The 16,451-nt window shown below is 66.0% G+C and carries 14 protein-coding genes; 1 reads left to right on the top strand and 13 read right to left on the bottom strand.

Annotated features, from left to right (window positions below):
• Window positions 1-211: 211 nt before the first annotated feature.
• The 3 genes from W5W_RS0108110 to W5W_RS0108100 form a co-directional block, all read right to left on the bottom strand.
• Entirely contained in the window at window positions 212-1,681 is a 1,470-nt protein-coding gene (locus W5W_RS0108110) for a tyrosine-protein kinase domain-containing protein (RefSeq protein WP_008731518.1), read from the bottom strand.
• 179 nt (window positions 1,682-1,860) lie between these two features.
• Window positions 1,861-2,283 (bottom strand): hypothetical protein, encoded by a 423-nt coding sequence (locus W5W_RS0108105; protein WP_008731522.1) that lies wholly within the window; start codon window positions 2,281-2,283, stop codon window positions 1,861-1,863.
• A gap of 59 nt (window positions 2,284-2,342) precedes the next feature.
• On the bottom strand, window positions 2,343-4,673 hold the full coding sequence (locus W5W_RS0108100) for a NosD domain-containing protein (protein ID WP_008731539.1): 2,331 nt from the start codon (window positions 4,671-4,673) through the stop codon (window positions 2,343-2,345).
• Between the two features lie 178 nt (window positions 4,674-4,851).
• On the opposite strand from W5W_RS0108100, the gene W5W_RS0108095 reads away from it, so the two are divergent.
• Window positions 4,852-5,091: an RNA-binding S4 domain-containing protein gene (locus W5W_RS0108095; protein WP_008731553.1), complete on the top strand. Its 240-nt coding sequence runs from the start codon at window positions 4,852-4,854 to the stop codon at window positions 5,089-5,091.
• 193 nt (window positions 5,092-5,284) lie between these two features.
• Here W5W_RS0108095 and dnaE read toward each other — a convergent pair whose 3' ends face one another.
• The 10 genes from dnaE to ftsZ all read right to left on the bottom strand — a co-directional run bounded on the left by dnaE (window position 5,285) and on the right by ftsZ (window position 16,449).
• Window positions 5,285-8,905 carry a DNA polymerase III subunit alpha gene (gene dnaE, locus W5W_RS0108090; protein ID WP_017195049.1) on the bottom strand — a complete coding sequence of 1,207 codons (3,621 nt, stop codon included), beginning with the start codon at window positions 8,903-8,905 and terminating at the stop codon, window positions 5,285-5,287.
• A gap of 9 nt (window positions 8,906-8,914) precedes the next feature.
• Window positions 8,915-10,000 carry a ketopantoate reductase family protein gene (locus tag W5W_RS0108085; RefSeq protein ID WP_029574177.1) on the bottom strand — a complete coding sequence of 362 codons (1,086 nt, stop codon included), beginning with the start codon at window positions 9,998-10,000 and terminating at the stop codon, window positions 8,915-8,917.
• On the bottom strand, window positions 9,984-10,547 hold the full coding sequence (locus W5W_RS0108080) for a GNAT family N-acetyltransferase (protein ID WP_017195047.1): 564 nt from the start codon (window positions 10,545-10,547) through the stop codon (window positions 9,984-9,986). Before W5W_RS0108080 ends, W5W_RS0108085 begins: the two co-directional genes overlap by 17 nt.
• Before the next feature lie 128 nt (window positions 10,548-10,675).
• Window positions 10,676-11,596 (bottom strand): RluA family pseudouridine synthase, encoded by a 921-nt coding sequence (locus W5W_RS0108075; protein WP_029574176.1) that lies wholly within the window; start codon window positions 11,594-11,596, stop codon window positions 10,676-10,678.
• 53 nt (window positions 11,597-11,649) lie between these two features.
• Window positions 11,650-12,462: a signal peptidase II gene (gene lspA, locus W5W_RS0108070; RefSeq protein ID WP_017195045.1), complete on the bottom strand. Its 813-nt coding sequence runs from the start codon at window positions 12,460-12,462 to the stop codon at window positions 11,650-11,652.
• 120 nt (window positions 12,463-12,582) lie between these two features.
• Window positions 12,583-13,227 carry a DivIVA domain-containing protein gene (locus W5W_RS0108065; protein ID WP_029574175.1) on the bottom strand — a complete coding sequence of 215 codons (645 nt, stop codon included), beginning with the start codon at window positions 13,225-13,227 and terminating at the stop codon, window positions 12,583-12,585.
• Between the two features lie 240 nt (window positions 13,228-13,467).
• Entirely contained in the window at window positions 13,468-13,776 is a 309-nt protein-coding gene (locus tag W5W_RS0108060; protein ID WP_017195044.1) for a YggT family protein, read from the bottom strand.
• Window positions 13,777-13,790: 14 nt separating this feature from the next.
• Window positions 13,791-14,258: a cell division protein SepF gene (locus tag W5W_RS0108055; protein WP_008731592.1), complete on the bottom strand. Its 468-nt coding sequence runs from the start codon at window positions 14,256-14,258 to the stop codon at window positions 13,791-13,793.
• Between the two features lie 117 nt (window positions 14,259-14,375).
• Window positions 14,376-15,149: a peptidoglycan editing factor PgeF gene (gene pgeF / locus W5W_RS0108050; RefSeq protein ID WP_017195042.1), complete on the bottom strand. Its 774-nt coding sequence runs from the start codon at window positions 15,147-15,149 to the stop codon at window positions 14,376-14,378.
• A gap of 4 nt (window positions 15,150-15,153) precedes the next feature.
• The gene (gene ftsZ / locus W5W_RS0108045; protein ID WP_017195041.1) at window positions 15,154-16,449 is read right to left on the bottom strand and encodes a cell division protein FtsZ; all 1,296 of its coding nucleotides are present in this window, start codon (window positions 16,447-16,449) and stop codon (window positions 15,154-15,156) included.
• Window positions 16,450-16,451: the final 2 nt, after the last annotated feature.

The raw sequence follows: 16,451 nt of genomic DNA, 5'->3' as shown, positions 1-16,451 counted from the left end.
CGCGCCGAGCCGCATATTCTCGCCAAAGACCGGCGCTCATTCCAGGTTCATGCTGAGCACAAGAAGTGCAGCACGCCCCGTCGAAAAAGCGAACGCGATATCGGTTGCCAACCGATCGGAAACGGGAAACGCTGCTCTTGGAACAAGCGATGTGCGAATCCGGAGATTTCTGCCGTGGGTTCGACATGTTCATTAGGCGCCAGATGTGAACTCACCTGGCCCTGACGGGCATCTGTCCGGCGGCGGCCGCACCCGCGGACCACCCGACCGCGCGCTGCCCCGTCGGCTCGGCCCCCTGACGAGAGGAAGCTCGCACGGGGGACGTAGAGAGCGGAGCAGTAGCCGCTTCTCCGATCTCAACGCGACGACGATCCGATGATGGCGTCTGATTGAGAACAACACCGAACACGGACCCGCCCCCTTGGCGAATCGCCTCGGTCACCTGCTCCAACTGCTCGTCCGTGGTATGGCCAGCGCGGACCACCAGAAGGACCCCATCCGTGTGCGCGCCAAGAGCCACCGCATCGGTGACCGGCAGCGCTGCCGGCGCATCAATGATCACGACATGAGATGACGCGAGGTAACCCACGAGGTCCGACATGCGCTCGGAGCCGAGAAGCTCAGATGGATTGGGGGGAGGATCACCTGCGGGAATGATCTGCAAACCGGGCACCGCGGTTTGCACGAGCACACTGTCGAGGGAGGTCGCTCCAACAAGAAGCTGAGTCAATCCAGGACGACGACGGCCGGCTTTGGAGTCATCGTGGGACCTGTGACGGCGCAGATCACCATCGATGAGAACGACCGATCGGCCCGCCAGCGCCATGACGCGGGCCAGATTGCAGGCGACGGTGGACTTGCCATCGCCTTGCACTCCCGACGTCACCACGAACGTGCGGACGCCCTTATCAACATTGGCATAGCGCATATTAGTGCGCAGTTTGCGGAATGCCTCCTCCGCTCCGGAACCGCCATCCGTCGTCACTTGTCCATCTGCAATGGCATGAGACACGGGAATGACGCCGAGAACAGGCCGATCAATGATGTTGGCGACATCCGCCGCGGAGCGGATGCGCTTATCCCATGCCTCACGCCCGAGCGCGAGCGCATAGCCGAGCAGAACGCCACCCACGAGGCCGACGCCGAGATACGTCAGAATCGAGGGCGAACGGGTCGTGCCGGATACGCTCGAGGGCGACATCAGCACGACCTCGACCGGCGAGTCCTCTCCCTCCAGGAGCTTGACCTGCTCTCCAGATTGACGCACGGTCTCATCAGCAATACTTCGAGCCTCAGAGGCGGTCGGCGCGGTCGCGGTGACGTTGATCGTCAACGTGTTGGTCTTGTTGGTCACCGACAGGGACCGGGCCAATTCAGTCGAGTTCATGTCGAGTCCCAGGGAATCGATGACCGCCTGCGCCACAACTTCAGACGTGAACACGGGGACGAGTGCCTCGGTCTTCTTCGCAGCGATCTGAGAAGCCGCGAAGTAGGAGTCCGTCTGCTGCGGCAGAGCCGAGTCCGTTTGCACTGCGACGCGAACATAAGCATCCGCGGACGCCTTGTACGAGACGGGAGTCAATAAGGCCGCCACAAGAGACAGCAGGAGAGCCGCAAGAAGACCAACGGCAATGGCAACAACCTGCCGGCGAGTGAGCTTGAGAAGTTCCTCGAATGTCATACCGCCATCACCAATCGAGATGCACAACTGAACATGTCATGTTGTGCATTTCTCACAGGGACAAATGGATAAAAAGCGAGTTAAATTTACCACGACACGGAAAAGAATGCCATCGCCCTCGCTAGTTCGTTTCCAACTCGTTATGAGGCGATGGCGCCCGGTTGGCTGCATCATGACCTTCACAACCTCCATCGCATCCAGCAGGCCCGCCGAGCCGGAGAGGCCCAGGCGCTGTCGGACGTGCCGACCTCACCCGTGGCGGCACTGACGACGAGCGCCGGCAGGAGCGGCTCATCGCGCAGACGGCAGTCATGACCGAGCATGTGGAGCAGCGGGCCCATGTGCCGAGGCAAGACGAGACCATCGATCGCCTCACTGAGCTCGCCGTAGGTGATGACTTCGCGGTGCGCCGCCACATCGATCAGCACCTCCCGGGCACGCACGGTCGCCTCCGCGAGATGAGGCGTGACGGTAACCATCCGCTCCCCGACCGGATAGCGCTCGCCGACGACCAGGGCCAAGGCCTGTGAGAAGGCCTTCGAGTCGTCTCCGGCCTCACCCTGCGCGACCTGTGCCGAGTCGGCTCGCTGCGTGGACGTCATCACCATTCCTCTGCATCGCACAGCCCCCGGGTGAGAACCGCAACGAGCAAGACCGAGCCCTAGAACAGCCGCGCGCGGAACAGATAGACGGCCGCACTCACGATCGTCGCAGTCACGCCCAGGCCGGCAGCGGTGCGACCGGCGATCTGCTTCAGCGTCAGGGATTTGTCGCCGGAAGCAGCGGGTTGCCGCAGCGATCCGTTCTGCCCATCCTGCGACACCGCGACGCCGTCGGCCCCGGAGGGTGTGAGGACACCCTGCGTCGGCTGCTCGGCGGCGGCTGTCTGGGATGTCTCGGCCGTCTGGGATGTCTCAGATGCGTCAGCCTTGCCGTCGGGCTGAGAGGACGGCGCAGCGCTCTGCGCAGCAGTCGGGGCGCTCTGGTTCTGGGAGCCATCCCGCCAAGCGGCGTTGACCAGGGCGCCGCGATCGACTGCACCACCCGCACTGAGCCCGAGCGCATCGGCGACGTCCTGGGGCAACGGCGTGCCAGTGCCTGCCGCGGGGCCGCCGGGCTTGACGTGCAGGTCAGAGGTTTTCCAGGCGGTGGGATCAGCCGATTCGCTCACCAGGACCGGATTGGCGTCTCGAGCGCCCTGCAGGTCCACCCCGTTGGACTCCTTGCTCGAGACGCTCACGTTCGGACTGCTGGAGAAGTCGGTCAAAGAGACGGCGTTGATGCTCTGAGACTTGCGATCGGCTCCGTACTGCCACAGGACCGTGGTCGAGGGCTGGCTGGTGGGCTGACGGTAGTAGACGTTGTAGTCGATGCCGGAGATCATGTCGTTGGCGTACAAGGCCTTCGAGCCGTCAGCATTCTTGGCCCCCGTGACCTGCACCATGGCCGAGTACCGCCACGCATCGCCATCGGTGGGTACCTGTTCGGAAGACAGGATGTTGTTGTAGATGCTCGTGTCCGAGGTGTCCCATGTCAGGCCGTGCTCCGCCGACCAGCGCTCAGTCGAGGTGCAGGACCCATCACTGCTGCGTGCATTGCAGCCATTGGAGCGCTCGTCCTCATAAACCGAAATGCTCGTCAGCGCATGCGTCACCGTGTTGTTCCACACTCGGGTGCCCTCCGAGCCCGCGACCTGAATACCGACGCCGGCACCCTCAACGAGGTTGGAGGCAACCGTATTGCCCTTCGAGACCTCGACGAAGACCGCCGTCGGCACATTGACGAAGTGCGAGGCCAGAACACTGGAGTTCAGGACGCCCTCGTCAAACCAGATGGCCGCCTGCCGATTGTTCGTCCACGAGGACAGTTCCGAATGGTCCGTGCCCGACTGGGAATAGTCGACGGTGTTGTACGCATAGCGCACGTTCTCCGAGTGCGTCACCTTCGTATCGGACATGGCGCAGTACGCCCCGCAGCCCGTTGTGATGAAGCCCTTGCTGTTGTTACCCGACCAGAGGTTGTTCTCGACAGTGACATTAGAAGAGCGGTTGATCCCCATGCCGACGCCGCTGTTGTCCACTAGGCGGTTGTCGGACACGGTCACGTCATGAGCGTTGGTGATGCCCAACGCCGAACCAGCACCCGAGTACCTGAAAGTGTTGCCAGTCACATTCAGTCCGGTACCGGAGGCGAACACCATGACGCCGCCCGTATTGCCGCCGATCTCAGGATCCGTGTAGTTCCATTCCTGAACCGGAGAGTACTTCTCGACTGTCAGACCGCTGAGAGTGATGTTGTCGGACAGCAGGGACAACGCACGCGAGTGCTGAGCGACCTCGACCGTGTGCTGGCTGGGGTCGACGCCGATCACATAGCTGGCGCCCCTGTGCGGCTTGGCGTTGAACCCGGCCCGATTGTTCCCGGGCTCCTTCATGGTGATCGGGTCACTGTCATCGACGTAGAAGGTCGAATCCGTGACTTCCGCTCGCGAGGCGACCTGGGTCAGCGGCTTGCCGTCGACGAAGACCTGCTCGGGGTGGGCCGCCATGCCCTCGGCGGACGGATCGGCATTGGTGGTGCACACGGTGCAGAAGCGGACCATGTCCGCGGAGGTCGACCATGTCCCGGCGCCCCCGCTGCCCCCTGAGCCCCCGGAGGCCGACCAGGAGGTGGGGACCTCGGCGCCGGAGAGCACCGGGGCCGCCCCCTGGGCCGCACGGATGGTGACGCTCTTGTCCACCGAGAGTTCGCCCTCGCGGTAGGTACCGTCCCCGACCTCGATCGTCGCTCCCGCCTGAGCGTCTTTGAGCGCCTCCGCGATGGTGGCGTACGGCTTGTCCGCGGATCCGTCGCCGCCTTGAGCGGCCGAGGCGGACACATGGATGACTCCGTCAGCGGGCTGGGCCTCGGCTGTCGAAGTCGTCAGCGGAAGCGTCAGTGGAAGCATGATGAGGGCGAGCACGGCGATGACAATGGCTGTACTGCGACGCACGCTGGTTCTCCTCCTGCAGGTTGCTCAAAACCTTGTTTACCGTACCGTTATAGCCCCGCGAACGCGACCGCATATCTCACACAGTGCGTTCGTACACGTAGCGGCACGCAGTATCGCGCGGCATGCGACGCATCTCTCAAGATCAGGGGCACGGCGCCGGGACTGGAAGAATAGGCCCATGACCTTACGAGTTCCTTACTCGACTGTGCCCGTGCGCGGTCGGATCAAGCTCGGCCAGTTCCTCAAACTCGCGGGCCTCGTCGAGGACGGCGCCGAGGCGCGCGTAGCGATCCAATCCGGTGATGTCACCGTCAACGGCCAGGTGGACGCCCGCCGCGGTCATGCGCTCGACGACGGCGATCTCGTCGTGGTGAACCTGCCGTCCGGCGCCGTGGGCGCCGTCGTCAAGCAGGACTGAAGCTCCCCCCGGTAACCGGCCGACCACGTCGGGTCACAATCCGATCACAATCGGATCGGGAGGAGGAGGGAAGGAGCGCGCACGACCGCAGTCGCGACAGCCGGATGAGCGGATGAACGGCAGAACGGTCAGTGCTCTCAAGGGCTCCCATAGGGCTCCCAAGGCACTCGGGAGTCCCAAGGACCGGACGTCTTCAGGGCCGCAGACAGCCCGGTCCGAGCAGCGCCTTGATGTCGGAGTAGAAGGCGGCGCTCGCCTCGACCCGCAACGAGGAGTCCAGCTGCGTGCGCACCTCCCGGCCGGGGCTGGTCAGATTGAGACGCACCGTGGACATGCCCGGGTGATTCTCGAGCACGGATTTGAACCTCTCGACCAGTGGAGCGGTGCAGCGGTTCGTCGGCAGGGTAATGGTGACGGCCTCATGGGCGGCGCTGGAGACGTCCGGAAGCGTCAGCTCCTGGGCGTAGAGGGCCACCTGACCGTCCCGCCGGTTGAGGCGCCCCCGCACGGTGACCACCGTATCCGGCGCCAGCATTGTCGACACCGTCTGATAGGTACTCGGGAAGAAGAGGGCCTCAATGCTTCCGCCCAGATCCTCGATCTGAGCGATGGCCCACAGGTTCCCCTGCTTCGTGGTCTTGCGGGTCAGGCCCGTGATGAGCCCGGCGATCGTCACCATGGCGCCGTCGGGGCGCTCCTCGTCCTCGACCAGGTCGGCGATCTCGGTATCCGCGAGCTTGCCCAGCACGCCCTCGAGCCCCAGCAGAGGGTGATCGGAGACGTACAGGCCCAGCATGTCCCGCTCATATGCGAGCTTGTCCTTCTTGTCCCACTCGGGCAGATCCGGCACCTCGGAGGAGAAGACCGGGCCCGAGCCGAACGGCGACGCGGCATCATCGGCGCCCCCCAGGCCCCCGCCGTCGCCGCCCATCATGGAGGCGAACAAGTCGAACTGGCCGGCGGCCTCGTTGCGCTTGACGCCGATGATCTCATCGACGAAGTCCTCATGGCAGGCCTGCAGTGCGCGCCGGGTCCTGCCCAGGGTGTCGAAGGCGCCGGCCTTGATCAAGGAGTCGATGGTGCGCTTGTTGCAGACCACAGCCGGAACCTTGTCGAGGAAGTCCTCGAAACTGGTGAAGTCGCCCTTGTCCTCTCGAGCTGTCACGATCGCATCGACGACATTGAGGCCGACATTGCGGATGGCGGCCAGGCCGAACCGGATGTCCTCGCCATCAGCGGAGAACTGGGCGCGCGACGCATTGACGTCCGGAGGCAGGACCGTGATGCCCATATGGCGGCATTCTCCGAGGTAGACGGCCAGTTTGTCCTTGTTGTCCTTCTGGGAGGTCAGCAGGGCCGCCATGTACTCGGTGGGATAGTGCGCCTTGAGGTAGGCCGTCCAGTAGGACACCACGCCGTAGGCGGCGGAGTGGGCCTTGTTGAAGGCGTACTTGGCGAAGGGGACCACCACGTCCCACAGGGTCTTGACGCTCTCCTTGGAGAAGCCATTGGCCACCATGCCGGCCTCGAACTCGACGAACATCTTGTTCAGGATGTCCATCTTCTTCTTGCCCATGGCCTTGCGCAGCGCATCGGCCTTGCCCATGGAGAAGCCCGCCAAGTCGGTGGCGATCTTCATGACCTGCTCCTGGTAGACGATCAGGCCGTGGGTCGTCCCCAGGATGGGCTCAAGCGCCTCCTTGAGCTCGGGGTGGATGGGAGTGATCTCCTGCAGGCCGTTCTTGCGCAGGGCGTAGTTCGTGTGGGACTCCGCACCCATGGGGCCGGGACGGTACAGGGCGCCGACGGCGGAGATGTCCTCGAAGTTGTCGGGCTTCATCAGGCGCAGCAGCGTGCGCATGCCACCGCCGTCGAGCTGGAAGACGCCGAGGGTCTCGCCGCGGGAGAGCAGCTCATAGGTGGCCCGGTCGTCCAGCTCGATATGATCGATATCGAGCTTCTCCTTGCCGTTGGCAACGATGCCCTCCAGGGCGTCCGAGATGACCGTGAGGTTGCGCAGCCCCAGGAAGTCCATCTTGAGCAGGCCCAGGTGCTCGCAAGTCGGGTAGTCGAACTGGGTGATGTAGGCGCCGTCCTGCAGGCGCTGCATCATGGGGATGATGTCGGTCAGCGTGGCCGAGGACATGATGACCGCGCAGGCGTGCACGCCCCACTGCCGCGTCATGCCCTCCAGTCCGCCGGCGAGCTCGACGATCTTCTGGGCATCGGTGTCCTCGGCGTGCAGCTCGCGGAACTGCTGAGCCTCGCTGTAGCGCTCATCCTCGGGGTTGAACATGCCCTTGATGGAGATGTCCTTGCCCATGATGGTCGGGGGCATGGCCTTGGTGAGCCGGTCCCCCACCGCATAGGGGTAGCCCATGACGCGGCTGGAGTCCTTCAAGGACTGCTTGGCCTTGATGACGCCGTAGGTGACGACCTGGCTGATCTTGTCCGAGCCGTACTTGTGCTTGACGTACTCGATGACCTCGTCGCGCCGGCGCTCGTCGAAGTCGACATCGATATCGGGCATGGAGATGCGCTCGGGATTGAGGAAGCGCTCGAAGATGAGCCCGTGGTTCAGCGGGTTGAGCTCGGTGATGCCCATGGCGTAGGCGACCATGGAGCCGGCCCCCGACCCGCGCCCCGGACCCACGCGGATGCCCTGGGACTTGGCCCAGTTGATGTAGTCGGCCACGACCAGGAAGTATCCGGGGAAGCCCATCTGGACGATGACGCCGATCTCGTACTCCGCCTGCTTGCGGCAATCCTCGGGAATGTCTCCGTGGAAGCGACGGTCCATCCCCTTCCAGCACTCGGCGATGAACCAGGACTCCATCGTCTCCCCCTCGGGGACGGGGAAGGCCGGCATGAAGGAGGCGCCCTCATCGACGGTGGCGAAGTGAACATCGCATTGCTCGGCGACCAGGAGAGTGTTGTCGCATGCCCCAGGCATCTCGGAGAAGAGCTCGCGCATCTCCCGTCCGGGCCTCAGGTAGTAGGTGTCCCCGTCGAACTTGAAGCGGTCGGGGTCGGTCAGCACTGAGCCGGAGTTGATGCACAGCATCGCGTCCTGAATAGTCCGGTCCTCGGGGCGCACATAATGGGAGTCGTTGGTGGCCAGCAGCGGCGCCCCGATCTCCTCGGCCAGGCGCAGCAGGTCCTTGGTGACGCGGCGCTCGATCTCCAGGCCGTGGTCCATGAGCTCGACGTAGAAGAACTCCCGACCGAAGATGTCCTGCAGCTCACCGGCGGCCCGCAGCGCCTCGTCCCATTGACCGAGCCGCAGACGCGTCTGAACCTCGGAGGAGGGGCAGCCGGTGGAGCCGATCAGGCCTGCGGAATAGCGGGAGAGCAGCTCGCGGTCGATGCGCGGGGCCTTGCCCCACTGACCCTCCAGGGAGGCGTAGGAGTCCATGCGCATGAGGTTGTGCAGGCCCTCGTTAGTGCGCGAGAGCAGCGTCATGTGCGTGTAGGAGCCGCGCGCCGAGACGTCATCGCTCCGCTGAGACTCGTCCCCCCAGAAGACACGGGTCTTGTCGAAGCGGGATGTCCCCGGGGTCATATAGGCCTCGACCCCGATGATCGGCTTGATGCCGGCCTTGGTGGCCGCCTCGTAGAACTCGTAGGCGCCGAACATGTAGCCGTGGTCGGTGATCGCCAGAGCCGGCTGTCCCAGCCGTTTGGCCTCGGCGACATAGTCCTTGACCTTGCCCGCGCCGTCGAGCATGGAGTAATCGGTGTGGACGTGGAGGTGGACGAAATCGTCCCTCGAACCGCCCTCACCGCTGCCTGCCTCACCGCTCGTCTCCGCCATGGCTCCATCCTAGGGGTTCGGCGTCCACGCCCCGTCCAACCCGCACCGGCCGCGCGCCACGGCCTCCCGCGGGGCCAGAACGGCAGCGATGACGTCGAAGATGGGGGTCGGCACACCCGCCTGATCACCTGCACGTGCAATGGCGCCAACCTGCGCATCCAGCTCACTGGGCACGCCCGCGGCCAGGTCGCGCTGCATGGACGTGGTGGCGCCGGGCGGCTGCCGATCCGCCATGGCCAGCACGGCGGCAACCAGATCCGGGGTGCGAGGAGTCGCCATTCGGTGGCCCAAAGCCTCGGCCACCGCGACGACCTCCCCCACCGCCGCGGCATAGGCATCGCGCAGGTTGGTGCGCAGCTCGCCCATGGCGGCATCGACGGCTGCGCCGAGCCCGCCTTGAGGCACCACGAAGGCGGCCTTGCGCCACAGCTCGGTCTGGATGGAGTCGGGGACCTCCGCATGAACCCCGGAGGCGTTGAGCGCCTCCACCAGCGCGGTCGTTCGGGGAGAGGCGGAATCGTCCCACTCCCCCGTCATGAAGGACTCGGTCGGCGCCATCAGCAGAATCGTGCCGCGCTGCTCGATGCGGGTGTAGACGCGGGCGACACCGGGCATGACGTGCTCGGCCCCCACGGCGTCGGCGATGATTCCGGGCGCCCCAATGCCGTTCTGAACAGTGACCACGCCCGTGGCCGGACCGGTCAGGGTCCTGATGGCGGGCAGGAGGCCCGCCACGGCATCGACCTTGGTGGTCACGATGACGAGGTCGGGCGGCCCTCCCAACGTCCTCAGCAGCTCACCAGGATCCTCATGGGCGATGGGCTCGGTGATCTCGGCCAGGACCGTGCGCCGGGGCCCGCGGCCGGGTGCGCCGCTCATCGCACCATCCACCCCGTCATCGCGAACGAGTCGGATGCCGCTGGTATTCAGAGCCTCAAGGGTGCGTCCGTGCACGAGGAAGGCGACGCGCGCCCCGGCATCGACCAGGCGCGTACCCAACCATCCGCCGATGCCTCCCGCACCGATGATCACAATCGTCGGTGACGCAGGACCGGTGCACCGGTTCGTATACCCTCCCTCAACGGCTGACGACACGAGCCATGTCCTGATGGGGGATTCCGGCATCCAGGTAGGACTCTCCGGTGACGGCGGTGTAACCGCAGCGCTCGTAGAAGCCCATGGCCTGCTCCTGGGCGGAGAGGATGACCGTGACAGCAGCACCGTCATCCCGGGCCGCCGCAGCCCGCCAAGCCGCGTCCTCAAGCGCGGAGACCATCCTGGCCCCCAGGCCGGTGCCGCGGCAGGCGCGTCGCACGGCCAGCCGTCCCAGGTGGACCACACCCGGACGCACGGGGTCGATGAGAAGGCGTCCGGCCGCCAGCGGCGCGTCATCCGCCCCGCGGGCCAACACGTGGATCGTGGTGGCCAGGTCATCGCGAGCGTCTATCTCCAGGCTGAAGGGCACGCCCTGCTCGATGACGAAGACCTCCAGCCGGACATCGGCGATACCGGCACGGGTGGACTGCGCAGCAGAATCCACAGCATCGCCCGCACAGGTCTCGAACCGGCAGGGCTCGACGGCGGCGTGCAGGGGCGCGATCAGCAGCTCGGGGAACCCCGGTTGCGCGGCGGACAAGGGCATCGGTCCCCCAAGTCAATCGTGTGTGAAGCGGTCCTCGATGAGTTGCTGAGTCAACCGGGTCAACCGGGTCAGCAGAGGCAGTGCCCTCACGACTCTCACGCGGCTTCCCGAACAAGTCCGCCGGCGCGTCAAGATATCCGCAAGACATCGAGCGCGTCGGCGAGGTCATCCGGATAATCGGAGCGGAAGGTCATCCACTCCCCTGTGATCGGGTGGGTGATGCCGAGCTCACGAGCATGGAGCCACTGACGCGCCAGACCTGTTCGCCTGGTCAGGGCGGGATCCGCCCCGTAGGTCTCATCGCCCACACAGGGGTGCCCGACCGCCGCCATGTGCACCCGGATCTGGTGAGTGCGCCCCGTCTCCAGATGGACCTGCGCCAGGCAGGCGCCGGGCATGGCCTCCATGACGTCGTAGTGGGTGATCGACTCGCGCCCGCCGTCGATGATCGCCATCTTCCACTCGCGCCCCGGGTGCCGACCAATGGGGGCGTCGATCGTGCCCGATAAGGGATCGAGATGCCCCTGGACCAGCGCATGGTAGACCTTGTCGACCGCGTGATCGCGGAAAGCATGCTTGAGCGCCGAGTAGGCCCGCTCCCCCTTGGCCACGATCATGACTCCGGATGTGCCCACGTCCAGGCGCGAGACGATGCCCTGACGCTCGGCCGCGCCCGAGGTCGCCACCGGCACCCGCATCGCCTTGAGGGCGCCGAGCACATCGGGTCCCTCCCAGCCCATCGTGGGATGAGCGGCCACACCAGCGGGCTTGTCGACAACAACGATGTCCTCATCCTCGTAAAGCAGCTCCATGCCCTCCACCGGCGTGGGCACGGGCTCGGCGGGTTGGGGCGCAGGCAGGTCCACCTCGATCATGGCGCCCGCAGTCACCCGATCGGACTTGCCGACCGGCACTCCATCAAGCCGGACGGCGCCCAGTGAGCACATGTCGCCCACCTTCGAGCGCGACAGCCCCGTCATCCGGGACAGAGCGACGTCCACCCGCTCCCCCGCCAGCCCGTCAGGCACCGGCAGCAGTCGCGGACTCACCGTGGTCGCCGTCATCGCTGTCGTCGCTGCTGTCGTTACTGTCTTCGCTGTCTTCACGGCTGTTCGCTCTCGGCCGCCCCGCCTCTCGTTCCGCCGTCGTCCTCTCGCTCCGGATCGCCCGACGTCCCGTTCTCGGCGAATGCGGGGAGCTCGGAGGGCTCGGGAACGTCAGGGACCGGGCGGTCACGATGCTCGCCCTCGCCCATGGCATCGGCCTTCTCGGCTTCCTCTGCCATCACTGGCTGCTCATCACTCGCACTGTGGTGACCCGCCCGCGTGCCATCGAGCTCAAGCCCAGCCGCAGACAGGGCCATGATGGCCGCAGCCGCGCCCACGATGGCGATGTCGGCGACATTCCCGACGAACATGCCCCCGTAGTCGATGAAGTCGACGACATGGCCGCGAAAGAGCCCGGGCTCCCGGGCGAGTCGATCAATGAGGTTGCCGACGGCACCGCCCAGCACGAGTCCGAGTGTCGTGGCCCACCACATGGAGCCCAGTCGCCGCGACACCCGGAGCACGATCACGATGACGACCAGGGCCACCGCGGTGAAGATCCAGGTTTGGCCCGTGGCGAAGGAGAACGCAGCACCGGGATTGCGAACGAGCACGAATCCCAGCCAGCTCCCCAGCAGATCGATCCGTTGCGAATCGGCCAGCGCAGTGACCGCCCATGCCTTCGTCAGCTGATCGACGACGACGACCCCCACTGCGAGACACCACAGGACGAGGAACGGGCGGCTCGGCGCGCGCAGGCGCATCTTCGCCGCCCCCTGGGCGGGGCGCCCGCGCATGACATCGCTATGGGCATCGGGTCCACGCTGCGCAGGGCCGCCGGCGGACGGGGATTCAGGCGTCTGACTCATGGTTCCTCAAGTCGATGGGCAGCCTAAATCGAGGGCGGCGACCCGAAAGGTCACCGCCCTCGATCGACGGTGAGCGCCCGCCCACGAGCACGCTGTCGGGCGTGTCTCGAGCGGCCGGGCTCACAAACCTGCGGCGGTGGCCTCCTCGCCGTCCTCGACGTTGGACAGAAGCCCCTGCAGATAGCTCTTGAGACGAGTGCGGTAATCGGACTCGAAGCGGCGCAGCTCGTCGATCTTGTGCTCCAGGCCTGAGCGCTCCTTCTCGAGCTGAGCCAGGGTGCGGTTGCGCTGGTCCTCGGCCTCGCGGACGATCTGCTCGCCGGTGGCGCGAGCCTCGCCGATAATGCGTTCGCCCTCAGCACGACCATTCGCGACGTGCTCGTCGTGCAAGCGCTGAGCCAGCTCGAGCATGCCGGAGGCGGCGGTGGGCTCCTCGCCCCCTCCGCCGGCAGCGCCCTGGTGGAACACGGGCGGCGCCATCACCGGGGCGACCGGAGCGACCGGGGCCTCCTGCTGTTGCTGCACAACCGGCTCCACAACGGTGGTCTCCGAGATCCCGCGCGCGGCCGTGTCGCCGAGCTCGGCCACACGCCGGTTGGCAGCCTCGAGCTTGGCCTTGAGGTCCGCATTCTCAGCCTCCAGCTGGCGCATCGCCTCAACGACCTCGTCGAGGAACTCGTCGACCTCGTCCTGCTCGTAGCCCTCGCGGAACTTGGTCGCCTGGAACTTCTTGTTGAGGACGTCGTCTGCCGTCAGCAGCGTCATGGTCGTCACCTCGGTGTCGTTACGGAAGATGTCACGGTCACCGGTTCAACCGGTCACTCATATGGATAGAGTACCTGAACTCGAGGTTCAGGCCACTTTGGATGCGCCGACTCACGTCACGGTGCGATATCGATGCGCCTGATTCATGCGGTCTACCGCCCATAACTCCGCTCTTGGAGTAGCCGGACGAGGAGCGTGTCACGGCCGGTCGGCGGGTATTCGGCGGGTGTCCGAACGCTGTCAGCGCAAGAGTGCCAGCAGACGCTGAAGGACCATGATGCCGACGACCAGGACCAGGAAACTGAGATCGATGCCGAATCCGCCGAATCCGCCAGATCCACCCAGGCGCATTCCCGGGATCACGCGGCGCAACCACTTCAACGGCGGATCGGTGAGCCCGTAGACCAAGTTGGCCAGCACGAGCACGAGGCCGGCGGGACGCCAGTCCCGGGCGAACAGCTGCACCCAGTCGATCACGACGCGCACGAGCAGAACCAGCATGTAGAGGTTGAGCAGGTTCGAGACGATCGAGGCGATGGCAGCGATCACCGTCGTACTCCCCGTCAACTCTGGTTGAAGAAACGGCCGTTCGCCTCAGCGGCGATGGCGCCCCCGTCGATATCGACCGACGCGGGCGTCAGCAGGAAGACCCGCGGCGTGACCCGCTCGATAGCACCATGCAGGCCGAAGACCAGGCCGGCGGAGAAGTCGACCATGCGACGGGCGTCGGATTCGCTCATGTTGGTGAGGTTGACGATCACCGGCACACCGTCGCGGAAGGACTCGCCGATGACCCGCGCCTCGTTGTAGGTGGAGGGGTGGACGGTGACGATGCGGCGAAGATCCGGAGCGGCCACCGGTTCAGGAGCCTCGGCCTCCTCATAAGCGTGGTCGTAGGGCTCCTCATACGCCTCTTCGGCCGGCGCGTACTCATCGTCATAGGCGACCTCGGCCTCATAGCCGCCCTCAAAAGCGTCCTCGACGGGCTCGGAGTAACCGAGGAAGTTCGTCATCTTGCGCAGCGCGCTCATCGTGTGCTCCTTCTCCGTCCGGTCCCTGAGCAGGCCGGACATGCTGACGGTATCGGCGTTTAGGAGAGCGGCTGATCATTCATCGCGGCGTGTCCCAGTACGGCGACGCCGGGCGAGTCACGCTTCGGTGACGGCTCGGCGAGGCCGAGCGACGGCGATCCCCGCGATGCGGCCGGTAACGCCATCGCGCCGGTAGGAGTAGAAGCGCCGGTCCTCCGCCGTGCACCATGAACCGCCGGCGACATGGCCGACCCCCGCCCGCCTCAACTGAGCGCGCACCCCCGCAGCGACATCGATCCCGGGCGCACCCCAGCGCGTCGTGGCGGCGCACTCGGGTTCAATGGCGGCCGCCGCAGTGCGCATCTCCTCGGGGACCTCGTAGCAGCCGCCGCACACCGAGGGGCCGATCGCGGCCCAGATATCGTCGGAACGGGCTCCGCGGGAAGCGAACACCGCCAGCGACTCGGCGACGACACCGTCGAGCATGCCGCGCCGGCCCGCATGAACAGCTGCCACAAGGGCGCCATCACTCGTGGCGAGCAGCAGTGGTACGCAATCCGCGACGAGGACTCCCACAGCGCGCGGGGCGCCCGGGTCCTCGCCCTCCAGCACGAGGGCATCCGCGGTGGGATGCCCGCCGCGCTGCGCCGTGGCCACCACGGTGGAGTGAACCTGGTTCATCCAGGCGATGTCGTCATCGGCGAGCTCCAGCGCCTCGGCAAGGCGACGCCGATTGCGCGCCACGCGCTCGGGCTCGTCCCCGACATGAACGGCGAGATTGAGACCGGCGTAGGAATCGGCCCCCGACCGCGCCTCCTGCGCGCCACGAGTGGTGAAGCACCCGCGCGCGCAAGGTCCGAGAGCGACCTCCAGGAGGTCGATGGAACTCATGGACTCAGCGCAGGAAGTCGGGCAGATCGATCTCGTCCTTCTCGGCGTCCACACCGATGACACGGGGGACCTCGAGCTCGGGCCGGGCCTCGGGGAGCGAGTCATCGACGTAGGCGGGAACCTCGTTGGTGCTCTCCGCCGGCGGAACCGGAGGCGGCGTCTGCCTGTTGTTGACCGGCAGCGCAGGGCGCACCACGGGCCGGACGACGGGGTTCTCCGCAGCATGGGCGCCTCCGCGCGAGGCGAAAACGGATGCGGAGCCCGCCGAGGGCGCCGAAGCCGGGGTGGTCGGAGTGACCGATGCCGCCGCCTTGGCCAGATTGGAGACCGGCTGAGCCTTTCCACCGGGTATGGGCTCCTCATCGAAACCGGCGGCGATGACGGTCACGCGCACCTCATCGCCCAGGGCGCCATCGACGACATTGCCGAAGATGATGTTGGCCTCGGGGTGAACAGCCTCGCGCACCAGGTTGGCCGCCTCGGAGATCTCGAACAGACCGAGATCGGATCCGCCCTGGAAGAACAGCAGGACGCCGTGGGCACCCTCAATGGAGGACTCGAGCAGCGGGGAGGCGATGGCCTGCTCGGTGGCGGCCAGGGCGCGTCCCTCGCCGGCGGCCGAGCCGATGCCCATGAGCGCGCTTCCCGCATCCTGCATGACCGACTTGACGTCGTTGAAGTCGACGTTGATCAGGCCCGGGGTGGTGATGAGCTCGGTGATGCCCTGAACACCTTGGAGGAGAACCTGGTCCGCCTGCTTGAAAGCGTCAACGACGCTGATATTCCGGTCGGCGATCTGGAGGAGGCGGTCATTGGGGATGACGATGAGGGTGTCGACCTCGGCACGTAGATTGGCGACACCGTCCTCCGCCTGGGCCGCGCGACGGCGCCCCTCGAAGATGAAGGGCCGGGTGACCACACCGATGGTCAGCGCACCCAGGTCACGGGCGACCCTGGCGACGACGGGCGCCGCCCCCGTGCCGGTACCGCCGCCCTCACCAGCAGTGACGAAGACCATGTCGGCTCCCTCGAGAGCCTCACGAATGTCCTCCTCGTGGTCCTCCGCCGCCTTGCGGCCGATGGAGGGATCGGCTCCGGCGCCGAGCCCCCGGGTCAGGTCCCGACCGATGTCGAGCTTGGTGTCGGCATCCGACATGAGCAGTGCCTGAGCATCGGTGTTGACGGCGATGAACTCGACGCCGCGCAGTCCGGCCTCGATCATGCGGTTGACGGCGTTGACGCCGCCGCCGCCGACGCCCACCACCTTGATGACTGCCTGGTAGTGCTGCGATTCCGCCACTG

It is taken from the genome of Actinomyces massiliensis 4401292, from assembly GCF_000269805.1.
GTDB classification, from domain to species: Bacteria; Actinomycetota; Actinomycetes; order Actinomycetales; family Actinomycetaceae; genus Actinomyces; species Actinomyces massiliensis.
This window is presented reverse-complemented; position numbering and strand designations above follow the sequence as displayed.

Excerpts from the sequence above, each read along its gene's own strand:
- W5W_RS0108110 (WP_008731518.1), bottom strand. The coding sequence starts at position 1,681 with ATGACATTCGAGGAACTTCTCAAGCTCACTCGCCGGCAGGTTGTTGCC.
- W5W_RS0108105 (WP_008731522.1), bottom strand. The coding sequence starts at position 2,283 with ATGACGTCCACGCAGCGAGCCGACTCGGCACAGGTCGCGCAGGGTGAG.
- W5W_RS0108095 (WP_008731553.1), top strand. The coding sequence starts at position 4,852 with ATGACCTTACGAGTTCCTTACTCGACTGTGCCCGTGCGCGGTCGGATC.
- dnaE (WP_017195049.1), bottom strand. The coding sequence starts at position 8,905 with ATGGCGGAGACGAGCGGTGAGGCAGGCAGCGGTGAGGGCGGTTCGAGG.
- W5W_RS0108080 (WP_017195047.1), bottom strand. The coding sequence starts at position 10,547 with ATGCCCTTGTCCGCCGCGCAACCGGGGTTCCCCGAGCTGCTGATCGCG.
- lspA (WP_017195045.1), bottom strand. The coding sequence starts at position 12,462 with ATGAGTCAGACGCCTGAATCCCCGTCCGCCGGCGGCCCTGCGCAGCGT.
- W5W_RS0108065 (WP_029574175.1), bottom strand. The coding sequence starts at position 13,227 with ATGACGCTGCTGACGGCAGACGACGTCCTCAACAAGAAGTTCCAGGCG.
- W5W_RS0108055 (WP_008731592.1), bottom strand. The coding sequence starts at position 14,258 with ATGAGCGCGCTGCGCAAGATGACGAACTTCCTCGGTTACTCCGAGCCC.
- pgeF (WP_017195042.1), bottom strand. The coding sequence starts at position 15,149 with ATGAGTTCCATCGACCTCCTGGAGGTCGCTCTCGGACCTTGCGCGCGC.